18 protein-coding genes are annotated in these 19,471 nt (G+C 41.0%); 12 read left to right on the forward strand and 6 right to left on the reverse strand.

Annotated features, from left to right (window positions below):
* Positions 1–22: 22 nt before the first annotated feature.
* From PSH54_RS04095 to djlA, 3 genes are read left to right on the forward strand one after another with little or no spacing between them, the layout of a single operon-like run.
* Positions 23–1,024 carry an aminoglycoside phosphotransferase family protein gene (locus PSH54_RS04095; protein WP_273605560.1) on the forward strand — a complete coding sequence of 334 codons (1,002 nt, stop codon included), beginning with the start codon at positions 23–25 and terminating at the stop codon, positions 1,022–1,024.
* Positions 1,021–1,683: an N-acetylmuramate alpha-1-phosphate uridylyltransferase MurU gene (gene murU / locus PSH54_RS04100; protein WP_064385729.1), complete on the forward strand. Its 663-nt coding sequence runs from the start codon at positions 1,021–1,023 to the stop codon at positions 1,681–1,683. Before PSH54_RS04095 ends, murU begins: the two co-directional genes overlap by 4 nt.
* Before the next feature lie 17 nt (positions 1,684–1,700).
* Positions 1,701–2,561 carry a co-chaperone DjlA gene (gene djlA / locus PSH54_RS04105; protein ID WP_029773301.1) on the forward strand — a complete coding sequence of 287 codons (861 nt, stop codon included), beginning with the start codon at positions 1,701–1,703 and terminating at the stop codon, positions 2,559–2,561.
* Here the strand turns inward: djlA and PSH54_RS04110 are convergent.
* The gene (locus PSH54_RS04110; protein WP_273605561.1) at positions 2,544–3,506 is read right to left on the reverse strand and encodes a DUF3530 family protein; all 963 of its coding nucleotides are present in this window, start codon (positions 3,504–3,506) and stop codon (positions 2,544–2,546) included. The two genes, djlA and PSH54_RS04110, sit on opposite strands and share 18 nt — an antisense overlap.
* A gap of 81 nt (positions 3,507–3,587) precedes the next feature.
* Positions 3,588–4,241 carry a bifunctional tRNA pseudouridine(32) synthase/23S rRNA pseudouridine(746) synthase RluA gene (gene rluA / locus PSH54_RS04115; protein WP_273605562.1) on the reverse strand — a complete coding sequence of 218 codons (654 nt, stop codon included), beginning with the start codon at positions 4,239–4,241 and terminating at the stop codon, positions 3,588–3,590.
* Between the two features lie 232 nt (positions 4,242–4,473).
* On the opposite strand from rluA, the gene PSH54_RS04120 reads away from it, so the two are divergent.
* Both PSH54_RS04120 and PSH54_RS04125 read left to right on the forward strand, forming a co-directional pair.
* Positions 4,474–4,605 (forward strand): hypothetical protein, encoded by a 132-nt coding sequence (locus tag PSH54_RS04120; protein ID WP_269083496.1) that lies wholly within the window; start codon positions 4,474–4,476, stop codon positions 4,603–4,605.
* Complete coding sequence (locus PSH54_RS04125) at positions 4,605–4,886, forward strand: type II toxin-antitoxin system RelE/ParE family toxin (protein ID WP_273605563.1); 282 nt, start codon at positions 4,605–4,607, stop codon at positions 4,884–4,886. Before PSH54_RS04120 ends, PSH54_RS04125 begins: the two co-directional genes overlap by 1 nt.
* A 114-nt stretch (positions 4,887–5,000) precedes the next feature.
* On the opposite strand, the gene rapA is transcribed toward PSH54_RS04125, so the two are convergent.
* Entirely contained in the window at positions 5,001–7,895 is a 2,895-nt protein-coding gene (rapA, locus tag PSH54_RS04130) for an RNA polymerase-associated protein RapA (protein ID WP_273605564.1), read from the reverse strand.
* 306 nt (positions 7,896–8,201) lie between these two features.
* Between rapA and PSH54_RS04135 the strand changes: the two genes are divergently transcribed.
* The 3 genes from PSH54_RS04135 (at position 8,202) to PSH54_RS04145 (ending at position 14,346) form a co-directional block, all read left to right on the forward strand.
* Positions 8,202–9,599 carry a PhoH family protein gene (locus tag PSH54_RS04135; RefSeq protein WP_273605565.1) on the forward strand — a complete coding sequence of 466 codons (1,398 nt, stop codon included), beginning with the start codon at positions 8,202–8,204 and terminating at the stop codon, positions 9,597–9,599.
* A gap of 66 nt (positions 9,600–9,665) precedes the next feature.
* Positions 9,666–13,457, forward strand: a complete 3,792-nt coding sequence (locus PSH54_RS04140) for a PAS domain-containing hybrid sensor histidine kinase/response regulator (RefSeq protein ID WP_273605566.1) — start codon at positions 9,666–9,668, stop codon at positions 13,455–13,457.
* Entirely contained in the window at positions 13,441–14,346 is a 906-nt protein-coding gene (locus PSH54_RS04145; protein WP_273605567.1) for a diguanylate cyclase, read from the forward strand. Before PSH54_RS04140 ends, PSH54_RS04145 begins: the two co-directional genes overlap by 17 nt.
* A 92-nt stretch (positions 14,347–14,438) precedes the next feature.
* Here the strand turns inward: PSH54_RS04145 and PSH54_RS04150 are convergent, their stop codons facing one another.
* The gene (locus PSH54_RS04150) at positions 14,439–14,819 is read right to left on the reverse strand and encodes a DUF3192 domain-containing protein (RefSeq protein ID WP_004585870.1); all 381 of its coding nucleotides are present in this window, start codon (positions 14,817–14,819) and stop codon (positions 14,439–14,441) included.
* A gap of 295 nt (positions 14,820–15,114) precedes the next feature.
* Positions 15,115–16,059 carry a D-2-hydroxyacid dehydrogenase gene (locus PSH54_RS04155; RefSeq protein ID WP_024031528.1) on the reverse strand — a complete coding sequence of 315 codons (945 nt, stop codon included), beginning with the start codon at positions 16,057–16,059 and terminating at the stop codon, positions 15,115–15,117.
* A gap of 430 nt (positions 16,060–16,489) precedes the next feature.
* On the opposite strand from PSH54_RS04155, the gene PSH54_RS04160 reads away from it, so the two are divergent.
* Together PSH54_RS04160 and PSH54_RS04165 are read left to right on the forward strand one after the other, a co-directional pair.
* The gene (locus tag PSH54_RS04160; RefSeq protein ID WP_029774392.1) at positions 16,490–17,629 is read left to right on the forward strand and encodes a 1-acyl-sn-glycerol-3-phosphate acyltransferase; all 1,140 of its coding nucleotides are present in this window, start codon (positions 16,490–16,492) and stop codon (positions 17,627–17,629) included.
* Between the two features lie 108 nt (positions 17,630–17,737).
* On the forward strand, positions 17,738–17,983 hold the full coding sequence (locus tag PSH54_RS04165; RefSeq protein ID WP_004586824.1) for a DUF1289 domain-containing protein: 246 nt from the start codon (positions 17,738–17,740) through the stop codon (positions 17,981–17,983).
* Positions 17,984–17,998: 15 nt separating this feature from the next.
* On the opposite strand, the gene PSH54_RS04170 is transcribed toward PSH54_RS04165, so the two are convergent.
* Entirely contained in the window at positions 17,999–18,697 is a 699-nt protein-coding gene (locus PSH54_RS04170; protein ID WP_024031530.1) for a substrate-binding periplasmic protein, read from the reverse strand.
* 156 nt (positions 18,698–18,853) lie between these two features.
* On the opposite strand from PSH54_RS04170, the gene PSH54_RS04175 reads away from it, so the two are divergent.
* The gene (locus PSH54_RS04175) at positions 18,854–19,057 is read left to right on the forward strand and encodes a DUF3283 family protein (RefSeq protein ID WP_004586826.1); all 204 of its coding nucleotides are present in this window, start codon (positions 18,854–18,856) and stop codon (positions 19,055–19,057) included.
* Positions 19,058–19,060: 3 nt separating this feature from the next.
* Positions 19,061–19,462: a GNAT family N-acetyltransferase gene (locus tag PSH54_RS04180; RefSeq protein ID WP_004586827.1), complete on the forward strand. Its 402-nt coding sequence runs from the start codon at positions 19,061–19,063 to the stop codon at positions 19,460–19,462.
* The last annotated feature ends 9 nt before the right edge of the window (positions 19,463–19,471 follow it).

The following is a 19,471-nucleotide window of genomic DNA, read 5'->3' on the forward strand; positions in this document are numbered from 1 at the left end:
ATAAAAATAGACATCTTATATAATGACACGCTTTGATAATTTACAACTATTTATAAATACGCACTTTGATGCTAAACCACACTCCTTAGTAGCCATTACTGGGGATGCCAGCTTTCGCCGTTATTACCGTTTAAGCTGTGCCGGAAAAGCGTTTATTGTGATGGACTCCGACCCACAAAAAGTAAATAACGCTCCGTATATCTCTCTTAATAAAGTTTTCACCGACAACGGCTTTTTATTGCCTGAAATAATTGCAAGCGATGAAGAACAGGGCTTTTTTGTGTTAAGTGACTTAGGAAATACACACTTAGCCGATAAGCTCGATGAACCAAATAGAGATGAATATTACAAGCAATTAATCCGTTTAGCGGCAAGCTGGGCCAAAACACCTGAATCAGCAGCTATGCAAAATTATAATAAAGAATTTATTCACCTTGAGCTGAATATTTTTAGCCAATGGCTGGTTACTGATTTTATTGGCTTAACATTGAGTACTGAGCAACAAACGCTTTGGCAGCAAAGCTGTGAGCTATTAATGAACGCTATGCTAGCGCAGCCTACGGTCACGGTTCATCGTGATTATCACAGCCGTAATATTATGTATAGCAATGAGCAGTGGGCAATTATAGATTACCAAGATGCCGTGCGCGGGCCGCTGTGCTATGACTTAGTGTCGCTACTACGTGATTGCTACTTTAAGTTGCCACAAGCACAGCTTAATCAGCTGCTTGAGTACGGCTATGAAGAATTTACAGCGCAAAAATTAATAACAGATACTTCTTTTGAGCAGTTTAAACAGTGGTTTGATTTAACGGGTATTCAGCGCCATTTAAAGGCAGCGGGAATATTCTGCCGGCTCTATTTACGCGATGGTAAAACCGGCTACCTTGATAATATTTTACCGACGTTGGATTACATTGTTGATGTTGCTGAAACCTATCCAGAGCTTGCAGCCTTAAGTGAGTGGGTAAGTAGCGCTGTAATACCGCAGGTAACACTAAAATTAGCTAAGGAGCGCACATGAAAGCCATGATTTTAGCAGCCGGGCGCGGCCAGCGAATGATGCCGCTTACACAAGCTATGCCTAAACCTATGCTAAAAGTGGCGGGTAAACCGCTGATTGAGCACCATATTAATAACCTTAAAGCCGCTGGCATTACTAACATTGTTATAAACCTAGCTTGGCAAGGGGATAAAATAAAAAGCTATTTTAAAAATGGTGCTGAGTTTGGTGTGCGCATTGAATATAGCCAAGAGGCTGAGGGCGGCCTTGAAACCGCAGGCGGAATTATTCAGGCGCTGCCATTACTAGGTGAGCAATTTATTGTAATTAATGGCGATGTATACACAGATTACGATGTGAGTGCGCTTACACAATTGCACCTGCAAGACGGCGAGGCCCACATAGTGTTAGTAGAAAACCCACCTCATAACGAAAAAGGGGATTTTGCGTTAAGTCACTTATCGGCTGAGAGTCAAAAGTATACATTTTCGGGAATTAGCCGTTACCACGCTAATTTTTTTAAAAGTTTAGAGCCTGGCATACGCCCGCTTGGGCCAATACTGCGAGAAAAACTCGCCCAACAGGTTATCTCAACTGAGCTTTATATCGGTCAGTGGGACGATATAGGCACACCACAGCGACTCGCGCAGCTCAACGAGCGCATACAAAACACACTTTAATAGAGGCAGTTAATTAGATGTGGGGAAAAATACTCGGTTTTTGTTTTGGCTTTATGTTTGGCAAAATTTTTGGCGCCATTTTAGGTTTATACCTCGGCCATTTATTTGATAAAAGCTTAAAAAACGATTTTGATAAAGCCGGAGGCTTTTCAGGTTTGTTTAAAGGTGATGATGTAAACGAGCGCCAAGCGTTGTTTTTTTCGAGTTGCTTTGCGGTTATGGGACATATTGCAAAGTCGAACGGTCGCGTAAGCGAGGTGCATATAAAAGCGGCAAGTATGTTTATGGATGAAATGGGGCTAAAGGGCGATGAGCGCCGCGAAGCTCAGCATGCATTTCAATCAGGTAAAGACAGCGACTTTTCGATTAAAGAAACAGTACACGACTTTAAAGAACGCTTTGCAAAACGTTACGACTTACTGCAACTGTTTTTAGAAATTCAAATTCAAATGGCGTTTTCTGATGGCGTGCTCGCAGAGCAAGAAAAACAGCTGTTACAAGAGGTAAGTAAGCAATTAGGTATTTCTAAAACTCATTTTGCTTTTATTCTTAAGCGTTACCAAGCTGAATTTAGTTTTAGACAGCAGCAACAACAGTATAGACAACAGCAGCAAGGTCAAAGTAGCAGTTACCGTGAAGGCTCTGGTCATCATGTGCCCCCTAATAACAGCATGAACCGCTCACAGGCCTTGGCTTTATTAGGGTTAAGTAGTGACGCGACGCAACGAGATATTAAAGTAGCGTATCGTAAATTAATGGCGCAGCATCACCCTGATAAATTAGTATCTCAAGGGCTGCCTAAACACATGATGGAAGTAGCAGTTAAAAAAAGCCAAGATATTCAAGCGGCTTACGAGTATTTAAAAAAGGCGGCGTAAAAAACCGTCTATCATTTTAGTTAACCGTGCATGCTGCTCTGGCGCATTGCGCAGGCCAAAGAGTTGGCGCTGGCGGTAATCAAATTTAGCATTTCGATTTACCCAGCGCTGACGGTTTTTAAGGCTCATAAGTATATCGGTATTGTCATTTGCATAGTAAATATCAAGCAAGGCGGGGGTCACCAGCGATGTGGTTTGCGCTAAACCTTTATTGCGCTGTGTATTAGGTAAATAACTACTTAAGCTTATAAACGCATCTATTCGCGAGTCAGGAAAATCGGCATAGTATTCTAGCAATACTCCCGCACTGGTACCTTGTGCTATGACGACAATATTATTTGGCTCGCTCATCGCGTTTTGATAGAGCGCCTCATAACGCATTATTAAATTAGTTTTATAATTACTTAGTACCTCATTACTCACCAAATCAATGGCATTAACAAAGTGTGGCTCTTGAGCCGTTGTAACAGCACCGTCGCTGTTACTTTGCGCCGTTTTTGTTGGCTCTTCATTTTGCGCTTGCGTACTTGATTGCGTGCTTGATTGGGTAGCTGCTTGTGCCGGTGCAGCCATGTCACTTGCTTGCCAATCTATATCGGGTACTGTCATGGCGTAGGTTGTGTAACCTAAATTAGTAAGCTCTTTTCGCAGGTAACTCATGCCTGCATTGCTGGTGGGGGTAGAATTCCAATCAGGAATGAGTAATACAATACCTCTAAAATCTCGGCTCATGTATTCGCTATACAAACTTAAAAACTCTGTATCACCAGCAAGTATGGGTTTAACTTCATCATTGGGTAGTAGACGTTTTATATCGCTATTTTCGATACTTGATAAAGAAGGTGGGGCTATATGCTCTGCAGCACTGGCATGTGCGCTTAAGCATAACGCAGAGCAACAACATACACTTTGTAGCGTTTTTTTGATTAGCTGCGCAAATATCATAGTAAGCCCAAAACATGAGTAATAACTAAGTATCGGCGCGATAAGGTAAAAGTTTAGTACTAACTTTGTGGGCTTTACCTATTAAAAGTCGGGCTCTACCTCAAAGGTCAGTACTTGCTCAGTCACGGGGTGTTTTAGTTGCAACATTTGCGCATGTAGTTGTAAACGTGGCGCCGCGGCTAGGGCCTCTTTATGGGCATAAAGTCTATCGCCCAATATTGGGTGGCCAAGGCTTAGCATGTGCACGCGTAATTGGTGCGAGCGCCCCGTAATTGGCGTGAGCTCTACACGTGTTGCGCCCGCTTCTCGTGCAAGTATTTTAAAGTGGGTTAGCGAGGGCTTACCGTTTTCATAATCAACCATTTGCTTAGGACGATTAGGCCAATCACAGATAAGTGGCAAATCAACCGAACCGGTATCTTGCTCAAGTTGGCCGTAAACACGTGCAATATAGCGTTTTGAAGTTTCACGTTCTTGAAACTGCATACTTAAATGCCTATGAGCTGCCTTATTCATAGCAAGGCAAAGTATGCCTGACGTTGCCATATCTAGGCGGTGCACTATTTTAGCTGTAGGAAAAACACGGTTAACGCGATTAATTAAGCTATCGGCATGTTTTGGATCTTTACCCGGGACGGTTAAAAGTTCGCTGGGTTTATTAACGATGAGCAAGTCGTCATCTTGGTGCAGTATTGTTAAATACGGACTCATTGGGGGATTGTAATTAACTAACACGGCCGACCTCAGTAATTTTGCAGGGCGCTATTTTAGGGGAGCGAGAGCAAAGGCTCAAGGAAAAGATAAAAGTTTAATTGCGTATTTTTCATGCTGGAGTAAAACTGCACCAGCTTAAAGTTATAGGAACACATTATGGCAAGGCAAAGTATTTCACTTACTGAACAGAATGATTTATGGCTTCGTAATTACGTTGGAAACGTGGGGGGATTACACAAATAAAAGTGAATTGGTGAATGATTTAATTCGCCGTGCAAGAAGAGCAGAAGCAATAAATGGTAAGCTTGCTAACTCAGAAAAAAGCGGTTTTAGTGATCAATCGGCCGATCAAATGTTAGCAGAATTCAAATCAAGCATTAAGTAGTGCTCACATTTAAACTTTCAAACGATGGCAAAGAGGATTTGCGCCGCATTTATCAATATGACTGCCAAGCATTTTCACAACAGCAAGCGGACAACTACTTTTATAGTTTCTTCTCTATGTTTGAAAAACTACCAGCAAACCCCTATTCCTACCAATCAGTTGACCATATACGTATAGGCTGTCGACCTGACGTTTGTTGCTCAGACAGCATTTATTACAGAGTTACAGAAATAGGTATTGAAATAATGGCTACATTAGGTGGCCAAGATACTGATGAGTAATTGTAGAGGTGAATGTAAAAAGCACGGCCTGTAAACCGTGCTTTTTGAAGTGTAGTTTAGTTATATCTTGATCTAACTAACGGCTGATAGCTATAAACTAAACGCTCAAAACCTTTAGTGTGAAACTACGATTAAGCGTATCGCATCAAGTTTTAACTGGGCTTTTTCGATATGCGTTGTCAGCTCGCTGCGCTGCTTATCGAAGAAGGTAATTTCTTCTTGGCGAATATTAGGGTTAATTTGCTTAAGCGCTTCAAGGCGAGCTTGTTCTTCACCTAAGGTGCTTTGCATTTTTTCAAGTGACGCACTGCGTATAACCTCAAGCTGTTGCTGAGCCATCTCTTTTGCGGTATTGATCATTGGATGAACCGCACCTTGTAAAGCGCCTGCTAATTTACTTGCAGTTTGACGCCCAACGGCTGAAAGCTGTTGGTTAAAGCTATCAAATGCCACGTTTTCGCCGAGGTTATTACTGGCTTTATCAAGTAATATGCGAATAGGCGTTGGCGGTAAAAAGCGACCTACTTGCAGGGCTTTTGGTGCCATAGCTTCGGCTACAAATATTAGCTCAACAAAAAAGGTACCTGGTGGTAATTTTTTGTTTTTAAGTAAAGCAACAGAGGCACTACCAAAGTCATCATCACAAATCATGTCCATTGTGCCTTGCACCATAGGATGATCCCAGCTAATAAAATGTACGTCTTCTTGAGAAAGGGCGGTATCGCGGTCAAAGGTAACCGTCATGCCATCTTCTTTTAAGCTAGGGAACGATGCACTTAGCATATGCTCTGTTGGCTTTAAAATAATGGTGTTTTCGCCTTTGTCTTCTTGGCTTACTCCAAACGTGTCGAATACGTTGATCATGTAACTTGGTAACTCAAATTGGTTATCAAGTGCTTCAATTTGTTCAACCAATGAATCGGCAGCGCCTTGGCCAGATGAATGCAGCTCTAATAAACGGTCACGGCCACTTTCCATTTGTTTGCGTAGCACGGCATTTTGCTTGGCTACTTGCTCAAGTAGAGGGTCGAGCTCTTCTTCATCACAATTATGGGCAGCAATGTAATCAAGTAGGTCTTCACTAAATTCTTTATACAATAGCTGGCCAGTGGTAGATGTGCTTTCAAATGCATCAAGGCCTTCGTTGTACCAACGCAGTAATACTTCTTGCGCTGTATTTTCAAAATACGGCACATGAATATTAACATCCTTTGTTTGCCCAATACGGTCTAATCGGCCGATACGTTGTTCAAGTAAGTCAGGGTTTAGTGGTAAATCAAATAACACTAAGTGATGCGAAAACTGGAAGTTACGTCCTTCTGAGCCAATCTCTGAACACAGCAGTATTTGTGCATTGTCGTATTCATCGGCAAAAAAGGCGGCTGCGCGGTCGCGCTCTATAATCGACATGCCCTCGTGGAACACAGATGCTTTTATTGCTTCACGCTCACGCAAAATTTGCTCAAGGCTAATAGCGGTTTCGGCTTTGGCACAAATAAGCAGTACTTTTTCGTGCTTTAGGGTTTTAAGTGTTTCGATTAACCAATCTACACGCGGATCAAATGCGCCCCAGCTTGCACTTTCACCTTCAAACTCTTGAAAGATTTTCTCTGGAAACAGCGCGCGTTGTGCGCTTAGCTCTGCACTTTGTATACCGCTCATGCTGCCAAGTACTGACATTGCTGTTTTATATTGCTTTGGCAGTGCCATTGGGTAAGCATGTAATTTACGGCTAGGGTAGCCATCAATTCCGCTGCGGCTGTTTCTAAACAAAATACGACCTGTGCCGTGGCGATCAAGCAGCATGTTAAGTATTTCTTTACGCGCCGGTAAATCACCTTGCTGAGCTTTTTCAAGCACATCAGTAATATCGGTTTCTTTTAATAGCTCAATAAGTGTGGCTTTGGCTGTATCATCAAGGGCTTGTGCTTGCAGTAGCTGATTTGCCGCTTCGGCAACGTCTTTGTAATTAGCTTCTTCTTCTTTGAATACGTCGTAGTCGTAAAATCTATCTGGGTCGAGCAATTGCAAGCGGGCAAAGTGGCTACGGTGACCAAGTTGATCAGGCGTTGCTGTTAATAGAATAAGACCCGGAATATCTTGGCTAAGCTCAGCCATGCGCTGATATTCGGTGCTCGGCTTACCATTGTTAATACTCAGGTGGTGCGCTTCATCAACAACTAATAAATCCCAATCAGCAAGTGTTGCTTGTTCAAACCAGCGTTTTTTCTTGGTTAAAAACTCAAGGCTGGTAAGCACTAGCTGCTCGGTATCAAATACGTTTGGCGAGTCTGCAAAGGCTTCGTCGCAGCGCTCTTCATCAAAAATAGAAAAACGTAAATTAAAGCGGCGTAGCATTTCTACTAACCATTGGTGTTGCAGGTTTTCTGGCACCACAATGAGTACACGGCTAGCACGGCCACTAATGATTTGTTGGTGTAAAATCATGCCGGCTTCGATGGTTTTACCAAGGCCTACTTCATCTGAGAGCAGTACACGTGGGGCAAAACGTTTACCTACTTCTTGTGCAATATAAAGCTGATGCGGAATAAGGTTAGCGCGCTGGCCAATTAAGCCTTTAATAGGCGATTGCTGGCGCTCAAATTGGTGTTGCCATGTTTGGTAACGTAAGGTGTAGCGATCAAAGCGATCTACTTGGCCTGCAAATAAACGATCTTGCGGTTTATTAAACTTAATAAAATGATCTAAAAAGGTTTCTTTTAGCTTTGCTTCTTCGCCGGTATCAACGCGAGTACCTACGTAGCAAAGTAGTTCACCTTGCACTTCAATAGACTCTACTTCTAATTCCCATTCTTCAACGCTTTTGATCACATCACCTGGATTAAATGCCACACGGGTAACCGGTGCTTCTGCACTAGAATAAACACGGTTTTCACCACTGGCAGGAAATAAAATGCTGACCTGGCGGCCTTCAATGGCAACTACGGTGCCTAATCCTAAATCTGACTCTGTATCACTGATCCAACGCTGACCTAAGGAAAAATTCATGTATGTCTCGTCTATGAAGAAAAAGGCGGCTATGTTACCTGTTACATAACACCACTGCAAGGCGCTATTTGACTCACTTTTAATTAATTTTATAAGTGCGAATTAATCCCATTAACAGTGCTAACAAATAGCTCTTTTTTAGGTAAATAAAAACTATATCGTGTTTGTAATAAAACGGACTTTTATGACAAATAGACTAAACTTAGATTATGCCTTAGCAATTAAGTATTGCAGGTTTGAATTTAGGCCCGTTTTACTTAGTTATTTTGGTATAGCATAAAAATCATAAAACGTAAGGAAAGTGCTATGGAAAAAGCTTCGAACCTTGAAAGTAAAATGTATGTGCTAGACACCAATGTATTACTCCACGAACCCCTCGCTTATTTGTCTTTCCAAGAACATAACGTTGTCATTCCCATGACTGTTTTAGAAGAGCTTGACCACATTAAAGATAGAAAACACGACGTAAGCCGTGATGCACGAGTGGCTATTCGCGGCTTAGATGAGGTACTAAAAGATGCAACTCCAGAGCAAATGTTGCAGGGTGTTGCACTGCCTAGCAATAAAAAGGCAAATGCCAATTCAACCGGTACGCTCATTATTGTTAATGACCATCTTTTTGCAGATTCTATTTCTGGTTTACCGGGGGATGAAAACGACCACCGCATTATTAACTGCGCCGTGTATTTACAAAAACAGCACAGCGATTCAAAAATTGTATTAGTGACAAAAGATATAAACATGCGCCTTAAAGCAAAAGGTGCAGGCCTTAAATATGTTGAAGATTACCGTACCGACCAATTAATCGATGATATTGCTTTATTAACTAGCGGCTATAAAAAAATAGAGGGCGATTTTTGGCAGCACGTAGGGCAATGCGAAACACAGCAGCACGGCCGTGATACGTTTCATTATGTGGCTAAAAACTTAATTCCAGATGTGTTTTGCAATGAGTACATACTTGATGGCAGCGAGCACTTTGCTGCGCGGGTCAAATCTTACGATAACGAGCGTATTAAATTAAAAGATATTAGTGTTGAGCGTTTAATGCACCAGCAAGCGTGGGGCGTAAAACCTAAAAATATTTACCAAGGTATGGCTCTCGACGCTTTGCTTGACCCTAGTATTGAGCTGGTTATTTTAACCGGTCCAGCTGGGTGCGGTAAAACATTACTGGCACTGGCCAGTGCGCTTGAAATGGTGGTTGAGCGCGGCATTTACGACAAGGTCATTGTAACGCGTAATACCCCCGAAATAGCTGAGTCTATCGGTTTTTTACCCGGTACCGAAGAAGAAAAAATGGCGCCGTGGTTAGCTGCAATTACCGACACCTTAGAGGTACTACACAAAGGAGACGAGAACCCAATTTCGAGTCGCAATTACATAATGGAAAAAGCCAATGTACAGTTTAAGTCGGTGAACTTTATGCGTGGGCGTAGTATTCAAAATGCAGTGGTAATTTTAGATGAGAGCCAAAACTTAACGGCATCTCAGCTTAAAACTATTATTACCCGTTGTGGCGAGGGAACAAAACTAATTTGTAGCGGTAATTTAGCGCAAATAGACAGCAATTACTTAACCCCCGTTACCTCCGGCCTTACTTATATTGTTGAGCGTTTTAAAGACTTTGAAGGCAGTGCAACAGTTAATTTAAACGGGGTAGTGCGCAGCCGTTTAGCCTCCTTTGCAGAAGAAAATTTATAACTTGCGCAGAACAATTTGGCTCGATAGTCTAGTGGCTGACTATCGGGCCAAAACTTAGGCAAAACGTTGAAATTTTTACCTCTAAAAGACTATTACCGCTCTTTATTTGTAGCATTATTTGTTCCCTTATTTGTGGCATTTTTACTGTGTTTGCACTTGTATAATATAAAAGTTGAGCGCGCCATAGAAAAACGTCAAGCCGATTTTGAGCAAGTGTCGGCTCAAGTTAGCCATATAATGAGCTCGGTAAATGACTTTTTTGACAATGCCTTTATATCGTATCAGCAGCCTAGTGTTGAGCAGTTCAATCGCAACTTACTAGAAGGTATTAATCAATACGACAATTACTACTACCGCCACTTTAGCGAGCGCCAAGGCGAAATAGTCGGTAAAGGGCAGTTTGCTTTTTCTAACCGGGCGTTGATCCAATGGCAGCAAGCTACGACCCTAAGCCCAACGTTTAATACCGCGTTATCGCTTATGCAATCGTTGTCGGCCGTTGCCTATGTTGATGATTCGGGGTTTGCCTATGCGGTAAGGCGTAATAAAAGCCAAAGCACTATGCTTAATAAAATTTTAAATGGTAATTTTAAGCCCACATTTATACCTGGCCAGCTTACCTCAAGCGCCATTGTTAAAATACGCGATAGCGCTTATTTTGCTATTGGCCGTAAAAAACAACCAAATTCGTCAGACTACATCATTTTAATATACGATTTAGAGGCCATGTCTAGCTGGCTTAAAAAGGTGGCACCAAGCGAAGGCGAATATGTGTTTATGAACCAGTCGCATCAAGTGATAGCCAGCTCTGTTAAGCAGTTAAATGAAGCAACAGCCTTAAAAGATTATTGGCCTGAATTAGCCCATAACAATGAAAAAATAAACTTAGTTAATAACAAAAATGCGCAGTTTTTTATGCAAGCAATGGGGAACCTGCCCATTCATGCCGCCTTTTATGAGCCGCAAATAAAAGTGATCACGCCAATTAGGTATGAAGTTCTTTTAGAGTTTGCGTTTTTAACGTTATTTTTAAGCTTAATGTTTGCGGTATTTTTTTGGTTAAGCCAACGTATTTTTGTTAGGCCAATGACTCATTTAATGCAATATTTTGAACAAAATGAGGCCCCTAAAGCCGCGCTTTCTAATTACCCCATCCCTTTAAATTGGCAGCCTTGGTTTTCTCGCGTTAAATATGTGTTTGATAAAAATGCACAGTTAGTTGAGTCGCTCCAAGAAGCTAATAAAGAACTCGATGATCAGTTACAGCTGCAATCTCAAAAGCTAAAACGCAGCTACGAAGCAAAAGAGCGACACCTAGCGCTATTAAATACAATGCTAAATAGTGTGCCTGATCTTATTTACTTTAAAAATATTGATGGCTCATTTTTAGGTTGTAATAAAGCATTTGAAGCCTATGTAGGCAAAGAGCAAGCCATCCTAGTCGGTAAGCGTATTGAAGATTTAGACAGCGACGATTTACAGTTAAGCCTACTAGAAAAGCAAGTTTTACAAACCAAAAGTAGCATTGAACAACGCATAGATAGCACCGACAAATCGTATCAATTAACGATTGCTCCATTTTATAACGAGCACCAGCACTTATTAGGCACTATGGGAATTGGGCGAGACATTACTGAGCAGCAGCAAACTCTATCGGCGTTAAAAGCGTCAGAATCTAAATTTAGAAGTGCAATAGAGTTTGCAGCAAACAGTGTGGTGTTACTTTCGCTTGAGCACACCATATTGCAAGTTAACAAAGCGGCTCGTAAGTTATTTTCACAGCAAGATATTTTAACTGGTGAGCCACTAAAAATGCTGTTTGATGAGGCGCAGTGGCAAGAAATAAAAAATGCGCTTTGTCACTTATTAGATGATAAAAAACGGGTTTATCATTTAACGCTCTCACAAGGAAAACTAACAAGTTGGCTGCAGCTGAGTGTGTCGCTGGTGTGGGATGAAAACCGTGATCCCTCTTATTATGTTATTCATATTCAAGATGTAAGTGCGCTGACTAAAGCTAAGCATGACGCAGAACGCGCAACAATAGCTAAAAGCCGCTTTATTGCTAATCTAAGCCATGAGATCCGCACCCCTCTTAACGCTGTGTTAGGGCTGTTAGATATGATAGTAGAGCAAGGCTTAAAAAATAAGCAGCTGCAACAAACTAAGCAGGCTAAAAACGCAGCTCAAAGCTTATTGCTAATGCTAAACAGAATGCTCGATTTTGCCCGAGTAGAAAGTTCGCAAGCGCAAATTAAACCGGTGCCTTTTTGCTTAGTTGAACTGATTGATATTTGCGAGAGCTTAACAGCGCCATTGTGCCAAAACAAAGGGTTAAGCTTTAATATTGAAATAGATCCACTCATTAACCCCGCGCTGGTGGGGGATTCAATACGTTTGCAACAAATATTAGGTAACTTACTTACCAATGCCGTTAAGTTTACTAATAAAGGCAGTATTACTTTAAAAATGGTGCTTGAAGAAAATGACGTTTTAGATCAGCAACGTATTTGTTTTCACGTAATAGACAGTGGTGTAGGTATTGCTAAAGCTGACCAACGACGACTGTTTGATGCTTTTACTCAAGGCGATGAATCTTCTACGCGTATTCACCAAGGGGTCGGGCTTGGACTTGCTATAGTTAAACATGGTGTAGCCTTAATGGGCGGCGAAATTGCAATTAATAGTGACAAGGGCCGTGGATGTGAGTTTTTCTTTACTCTAGCGCTTGCGGTAGATACGGCTAAAAATAGTGTATTTATACCTAATACATTAGCCATTGTGAGCGATGACACTGTACAGCTAAACGAAGTGGTTAATGCCTACTCACAAGTGGTAGCTATTGATTTAGAAGAGGCGCTTCGCTACCCAATAAAGCTTGCTGATGCACAGCAACTGATTATTGATGAAACCACATTGAACGATTTATTAAAGGTTGAATCTATACACGAAACGCTCAGTGGCAACTCATACCCTGTGGTTGTGGTGAATCACGAACACACTTTAGCATTGCCTTGTACTACGCAAATTAACGCACAACATGTTAAAGCTACGGCGTTAGCTCAGCGCTTGATTAGCTTAAATGCTAATGCGGGGGCGGAGCCACCTAAAGCCGCTGAAAATAATGAAGAAGTAAAAAAAGATATATCGGGTCTACTTATTATGGCGGTTGATGATAACCCGCTTAATTTAGACATTATTAGCAGTGTGCTAAAACAGGCCCATATAAATGTAATAACGGTTACCAATGCGCCAGATGCAATAGAGCTGCTACAAATATTAAAACCAGATTTAATTTTGATGGACGTGCAAATGCCGCATATTGATGGTTGCCAAGCAACGCAATTGATTCGCCAACAGTTTGACGCGCGCCAGCTGCCTATTTTTGCTTTAACAGCACATTGTGAACCTGCAGATGTTGAGCGCTCACTTAGTAGCGGCATGAATAAGCATTTGACTAAACCTGTGGTTGCAGCTGTGCTGTTAGATGCAATTAGAGACGTAGACTTTATAAAACCTAAGTTTTATGACCAAAGCTTTGCGCTCACCCAGTTTAATTTTGATGAAAATTTACTGGCAACCATGGTCGGAAAATTTGCGAAGTTGTGTGAAACGCAGTTAGAACAAATTGAAGAAAACACCCAGCGAGATGAAGTGGTACGCTTAGTGCATAGCATTAAAGGCGTGGCAGGTAACTTAGGTTTTATTAGGCTTTCATTGTGTGCAAAACAATGTGAAACGCACCTTAAAACAACTAACGAGCCGCTTCAGCACACTTTAAAAGAGCTAATCATTCAGCTAAAGCAAGTGATTATATTTATTGAAACCTTAGGGGGACGGGATGTCGAAAAAAGCTAAAATACTGATTGTGGATGATGATCCCCTTAACCGGCTGGTGCTTGAAAAAACACTGGGCACGGAGCATGACGTATTTTTAGTCGAAAGCGGCGAAAAAGCGCTCACCTTTATTAAATCTAATCAGGTCGATTTAATTATTTTAGATGTGGTGATGCCAGGCATTGATGGTTATGAAGTGCTTGTACAGCTTAAAGAAAACCCTATTACTCAGTCTATTCCTATTGTGTTTATATCGGCTAATAATAGCCACACCGATGAAGCAAAAGGACTTGAATTAGGTGCAATGGATTACATCACTAAACCCTTTAATGCGTCTATAGTCAAAGTGCGGGTACGCAACCAATTACTGATCAAGCAAAAAAATGATTTGTTAGAAATGCTTGCCTCAATTGATGGTTTAACGGAAATACCCAACAGGCGTTATTTAGATGAAAACCTCTCTCGTGAATGGCGCAGAAGTAAACGTAATGGCTCGTGTTTGTCTGTTTTATTAATGGATATAGATCACTTTAAGCGTTACAACGATTGCTATGGCCACCGAGCGGGGGATGAGTGTTTAAAGCAGGTTGCCCAGGCGTTAGCAGCGCAATGTGAGCGTAGTACTGACTTTATTGCCCGCTACGGGGGGGAAGAATTTGCAGCGGTATTACCCGAAGTTAATAAACAACAGGCATTAGCATTTGCCCAAAAGTTAAGAAAAGCAGTAAACAGCCTCAATATAGAGCACAAAGCTTCATTAAATGCAGATCACATAACAATCAGTATTGGCATTGCCAGTATGGAAAACGGCAATGCAAGTGCCGAACAAGCCTTACTCGAACAAGCAGACCTAGGGCTATATGCCGCAAAAGATGCAGGGCGCGATCAGGTGGTTGCGCTTAACTTATAATGTGGCTGTGTTTATATTAAAGCGTTATTTAAATCGGCCCCACACGTTAATGTTATTACCTAGCGGGGCGACTTTACGCTACTAACGCGTTGTTATTTTGTGATCATGCCCAGCGCGCTTTCACCAATACCTACCAATTTATCATTTTTAAATACCAATGGCGTGCATTCATCTTTTGTTGTTTTGCCATCAGAGTGAATGCTGTTAGTCACGTAAAACAGTACCTGATACACATCATCGTCTTTTTTCAATAGCTCGGTAAAGTTTGGCGTTTTTAATTGCGCTAAAACAGATTGGTAGCTGCTATCCATTGTTAAATCTGCAATCGCTTCGCGGTTTTTTTTATGCTGATGTTGCCAGCTTGATGAGTCGTTACCTGCCCAGTGCGTTTCTGCTTCGCCATCTGATACGGCAATAACACAGCCTGTTAAAAACGGAGCAATAAGTGCAGCAGCTAAAAGTGATTTTTTCATTGTTATAGTCCTTGATGAGTTTTAATTTAATTATTTACTTATCAGGAGCAAGTAATAGGCCAATATAACAAAGTTATAAAATTCATAGGGTTAGATTGTGATGGCTGTTTTTAAGTGATTAATTATAAAAATCATTAGCAAAAACAGCCACTTTTTAGGTTTTTTAACGATTAAGTTAGCCTGCGTTTATTTAGCATAGCGAAAACACGTTACAGCTATTTACTAAATAGAATGAGGGACTTTGAGGCAGGTAAAACCTAGCCTCAATGCGGCTCATTATTATTGCAAATTGTTATTATACCAAGCGGTTACGAGACTCGCCGTTAGTAAAGGCTGCAATATTTAGGCTTACCTCATTAATTAAGCGTACGATTGACTCTGTGCTGGCCCATGCAATGTGAGGTGTAAGAAGCAAGTTTTCGCCTGTGTAATTAGCCAGCGGGTTAGAAGGCTCTGCCGGCTCTTTAGTAAGTACATCAACACCCGCACCGGCAATTAAATTTTGCTCTAGGGCTGTGGCTAAGTCGGCTTCATTTATAATGCCACCACGGGCGGTATTGATAATAATACTGCTGGGTTTCATCATTTTTAGCTCATCTAACGAAATTAAATCGCGTGTTTCATCAGTAAGCGGGCAGTGCACGCTAATTATATCAGCGGTTTCTAATACTTCTTCAAAAGGTGTACGGCCTTCTCTACAAGAGGCGCCTTTACGCTCTGCAACCACTACATTGGCTCCAAAAGCTTGCGCTACTGTCGCCACACCTTTACCTAGCGTTCCGCCGCCTATAATGGCAAATGTTTTACCTTGTAAATCATTAAAGCTGTAATCTAATCTGCAAAACATCTCGCTTTTTTGCCAAGCGCCTTGCTGGCAGTCGCGCTGGTAGCGGTGTGTATTACCTAATAAATTAGTCACTAACGAAAACGTGTGCTGTACAACCGAAGGGGTTGAGTAGCCTGCTACGTTGGTAACGGCAATACCAAATTCTTCAGCGGCGTTTAAATCAACATTATTAGTGCCTGTTGCACTTACGCAAATAAGCTTAAGCGTTTTAAGTTGGCTTATCGTATCGCGATTTAGCACAACCTTGTTGGTAATAAGGACGTCCGCGCCTTGGCTGTGAGCAACAACTTGCTCAGGTGACGTAAGTTCGTAAGTAGTTAGCTCACCTAGTTCTTCAATGCAAGTTAACGAGGTTTTAGCTAAAGTAGCGTTATCGAGAATGGTGATTTTCATTGTGTGTCCTATCTAAATGCGTACCGTAAAATGGCAAGAGCGTTTAAGGTACTACGAATACACACCTTTGTTAATGCTATTACTACCAAATGCTTAGTACAAAAAGTCAGGTTGCTTATAAAAGTTTAAATTGGCTGGTCTGCCCACTCAAATATAAATAACATGATATTTTAGCGGGCTATATCGCTGGGGCCTGTTTATTTTTTGAGGTTGAACTCACTTTCCTTTGAAAGGTCAACAAGCCTTATTAACGTTGATAAAACTAAAAAACAATGCACCAACCCCTTTTTGTGTGGTCATAGACTGAAATGGCTCGCAAATAAGCATAACCAAATGGCTATTTCTTATTTAAGAGTGGCTGAGTTATAATCAAAATTATATATAAACGGTACGTTTTGCGTGCCGTTTTTTTAACATTGTAGATGCAGTAATGAGTGAATTAGAAGATAAGTACGCAGACATAAGACCTTACAACGATGATGAAGTTGCGGCCTCGCTAGCGCGTTTAATTAACGATAATGCGTTTATAGATGTAATAGCAAAGTACAACTTACCGCGCTTTATATCCGCTATGCCTTTTATTGCTCGCACACTGGTGAGAAGCCAGTTACGAAAAAAATGGGGCAAATTTACGAGCGTTGAAGATGTGCAAAACGAAGTTGCAAAGTATTTAGATAAACTTATAAAACGCACTACCTCAAAAGTTACCTTTTCGGGTTTAGATAAACTAGACCCGCAGCAGGCGTATTTATTTATATCAAACCACCGCGACATAGTGCTGGACCCAGCACTTGTTAATTGGGGTTTGTATCAACATAAAATGAAGACGGTGCGTATAGCAATTGGTGATAACTTATTGCAAATACCGTATATAACCGAGCTGATGCGTTTAAATAAAAGCTTTATCGTTAAGCGCTCAGCCAAAGCACCTAAAGAGATGCTTAAGGCGCTTACGCAGTTGTCATCGTATATTTATGACTCGTTAACAGCAGGAAATTCTATTTGGATTGCGCAAAAAGAAGGGCGTGCAAAAGACGGCTTTGATCAAACAGATCCGGCGCTTTTAAAAATGCTGCAACTTAATGGTCGTAAACAAAAGAAAGAATTTGGCGAGTACATTAAAGAGTTAAAAATTGTTCCGGTGTCTATTTCTTATCAGTATGAGCCTTGTGCAATTTCTAAAGCAAAAGAGCTTTATCATAAACAGCAGCACGGTGAATACGTAAAATCAGCAGGCGAAGACATAGCAAGTATTGTTGAAGGATTTAGCTCTGCTAAAGGGCATGTGCATTTAGCATTTGGACAACCGGTTGAAAGCGGTTGCGATGATGCTGATGAGCTGGCGCAAACAATTGATAAGCACATTGTTGAGTCTTTTTACTTACACCCAGGAAATTACATTGCCGGTGGGTGCAAGCAAGCAGTTATTGATGAGCCCGATACCGCCACTTTTGAGCAGCGTTTAGCCTTAGTGCCAGAAGAGCTAAAGCCACTTGTTTTAGCTATGTATGCAAAGCCATTTCAACGCAAAACTGAAATCACAAACAAAGTATGTGAGCAAAGCCATTAGGCATCTGCGTTGGCAAATAGCGTAATAAAGCAGCGTAAACGCTGCTTTTTTTTTGTGCATAAATAACGCTATACTCATACAAAGCAATTAATCTACTTAGGGGGCGCAATGCAACAAATTGAAATATTTGATATTCCAAGCCCCTGTAAAAGTATTTGCCAAGTAAACAACCGAGGTTATTGCAAAGGCTGCTACCGAAGCCGGGATGAGCGCTTTAATTGGAACGCGTTAAGCAATGCGCAAAAAAAGAAAGTACTTAGCTTGTGCCAACAACGTTACAAACGGTATTTACAAAAACGCCAAGCTGCGCAATCACAAGCCACTTTAGATAAACAACAAGGCTTTGAATTTTAAACCTTGCTGTACATGCTAGAGTTTTAAATTGTATTTTGCGCGCAATGCGCGACTAGTGCCGTTATCGTGTAGTTTATTTAAAGCATTCAATAATTTACTTACCAAAGCCGCGTGCTTTTTATGTACATAGTGATAGAGCGAAAATGTACTTAGCAGCTGGGTTTGCATACAGGTCTCTGGTAGGGAAAAGTTATCGGCTTTAAGCACAAAGTCGAGCATAATTGCCCCATCAACTTTATGCTGGGCTAGTAGGTTAAGTTGGGTCGTAATATTTTTTACTTCAATAATATTGCCGTTAAACTTATGCTCATTTAAGTAATGGTGCTGAACTGGATAGCCTGACAAAACCGCAATACTATCGAGCTTATCGAGTGTATTGGGTTGGCAGTTTTTAAACAGTAAAAGCTTATAGTCAAACAGTGGGTAGTTAATTCTGATCAGGTTTTTATTGTCCGCCTCTATACTTATATCGCGGCCAAGTTGGCCATCTAACACCCCATTATTGGCTGCTAATAAGGCATTTTGGCGATTAAAATCAATTATGTGTACTTCATAATTAAGTTCTTTATAGGCTAATGTGAGTAAAGCGAGCGCATAGCTTGCTTGAGCTGAGTCGGCCGGGCGGTTAAATATAACGCTATTGTGATTGGCGAGTGTAATTTTACTAAAAAATAAAACGACTAATAAAAACAAAGCATTGAGCTGTATCTGCAAGGTTACTTCCGTTTAAAATGAGGACAGGGCAAATGATCGCAGCGAATAATACCAAAATAGTTTGGTTTTTGCCCATGTTTGTTGCTTTTTAAACAGTAAATGGGTTCAAATATACGTATAATAAATGCGGATAACTAACCGTACTTAGGAGTGGTTGTGAGTTTTAATTTATGTGCTTTACCCCGAGAGCAAAAATACCAGATTCAATTAGATTACGAAGCCTCATTTTGGGCTTATCAAATTAAACGTAATAAAAAAACACGTGAGCAAGTTTATAACACGATTCATAGCCGCCCAGTGGCAGAGCAAACGTTTTTAAAGCAACAGTTTGAGCAGTATTTGGCGTTAATGCTAAGCTAATATATGTACACAGTACAAAAGTTAGACACACTTAAGATTCCATTAGTTAATAAGTTTTATGCACTGTATAGCGTAAGAGGACGTGCTAATAAGCAAGATCAGGTTTGGGTTGTTTACAGTGAAATGCAGATAGTTGCGGCGTGTCGAATACAAAATAAACACGATTTTTTATTTTTATCGACCGTATTTGTTGCCCCGCAGCACCGTGCAAAAGGGCTGGCAAAGCAACTTGTATGCGCCGCTATAAAACAGCAAAGCATGCCGCTTTACACCTTTGCTTATAAAAATATTACAGCTTTATATACGAGTCTTGGTTTTAACCAAGTATTAACATATACTCCTGGTTTAAAAGCACTTTTTGATATTTATACGCATCGAAATATAGTCGCACTCGAATACCTATAACAAAAACAA

Origin of the sequence: Pseudoalteromonas sp. Angola-30, assembly GCF_028599215.1 — a bacterium.
Lineage (GTDB): Bacteria > Pseudomonadota > Gammaproteobacteria > Enterobacterales > Alteromonadaceae > Pseudoalteromonas > Pseudoalteromonas atlantica.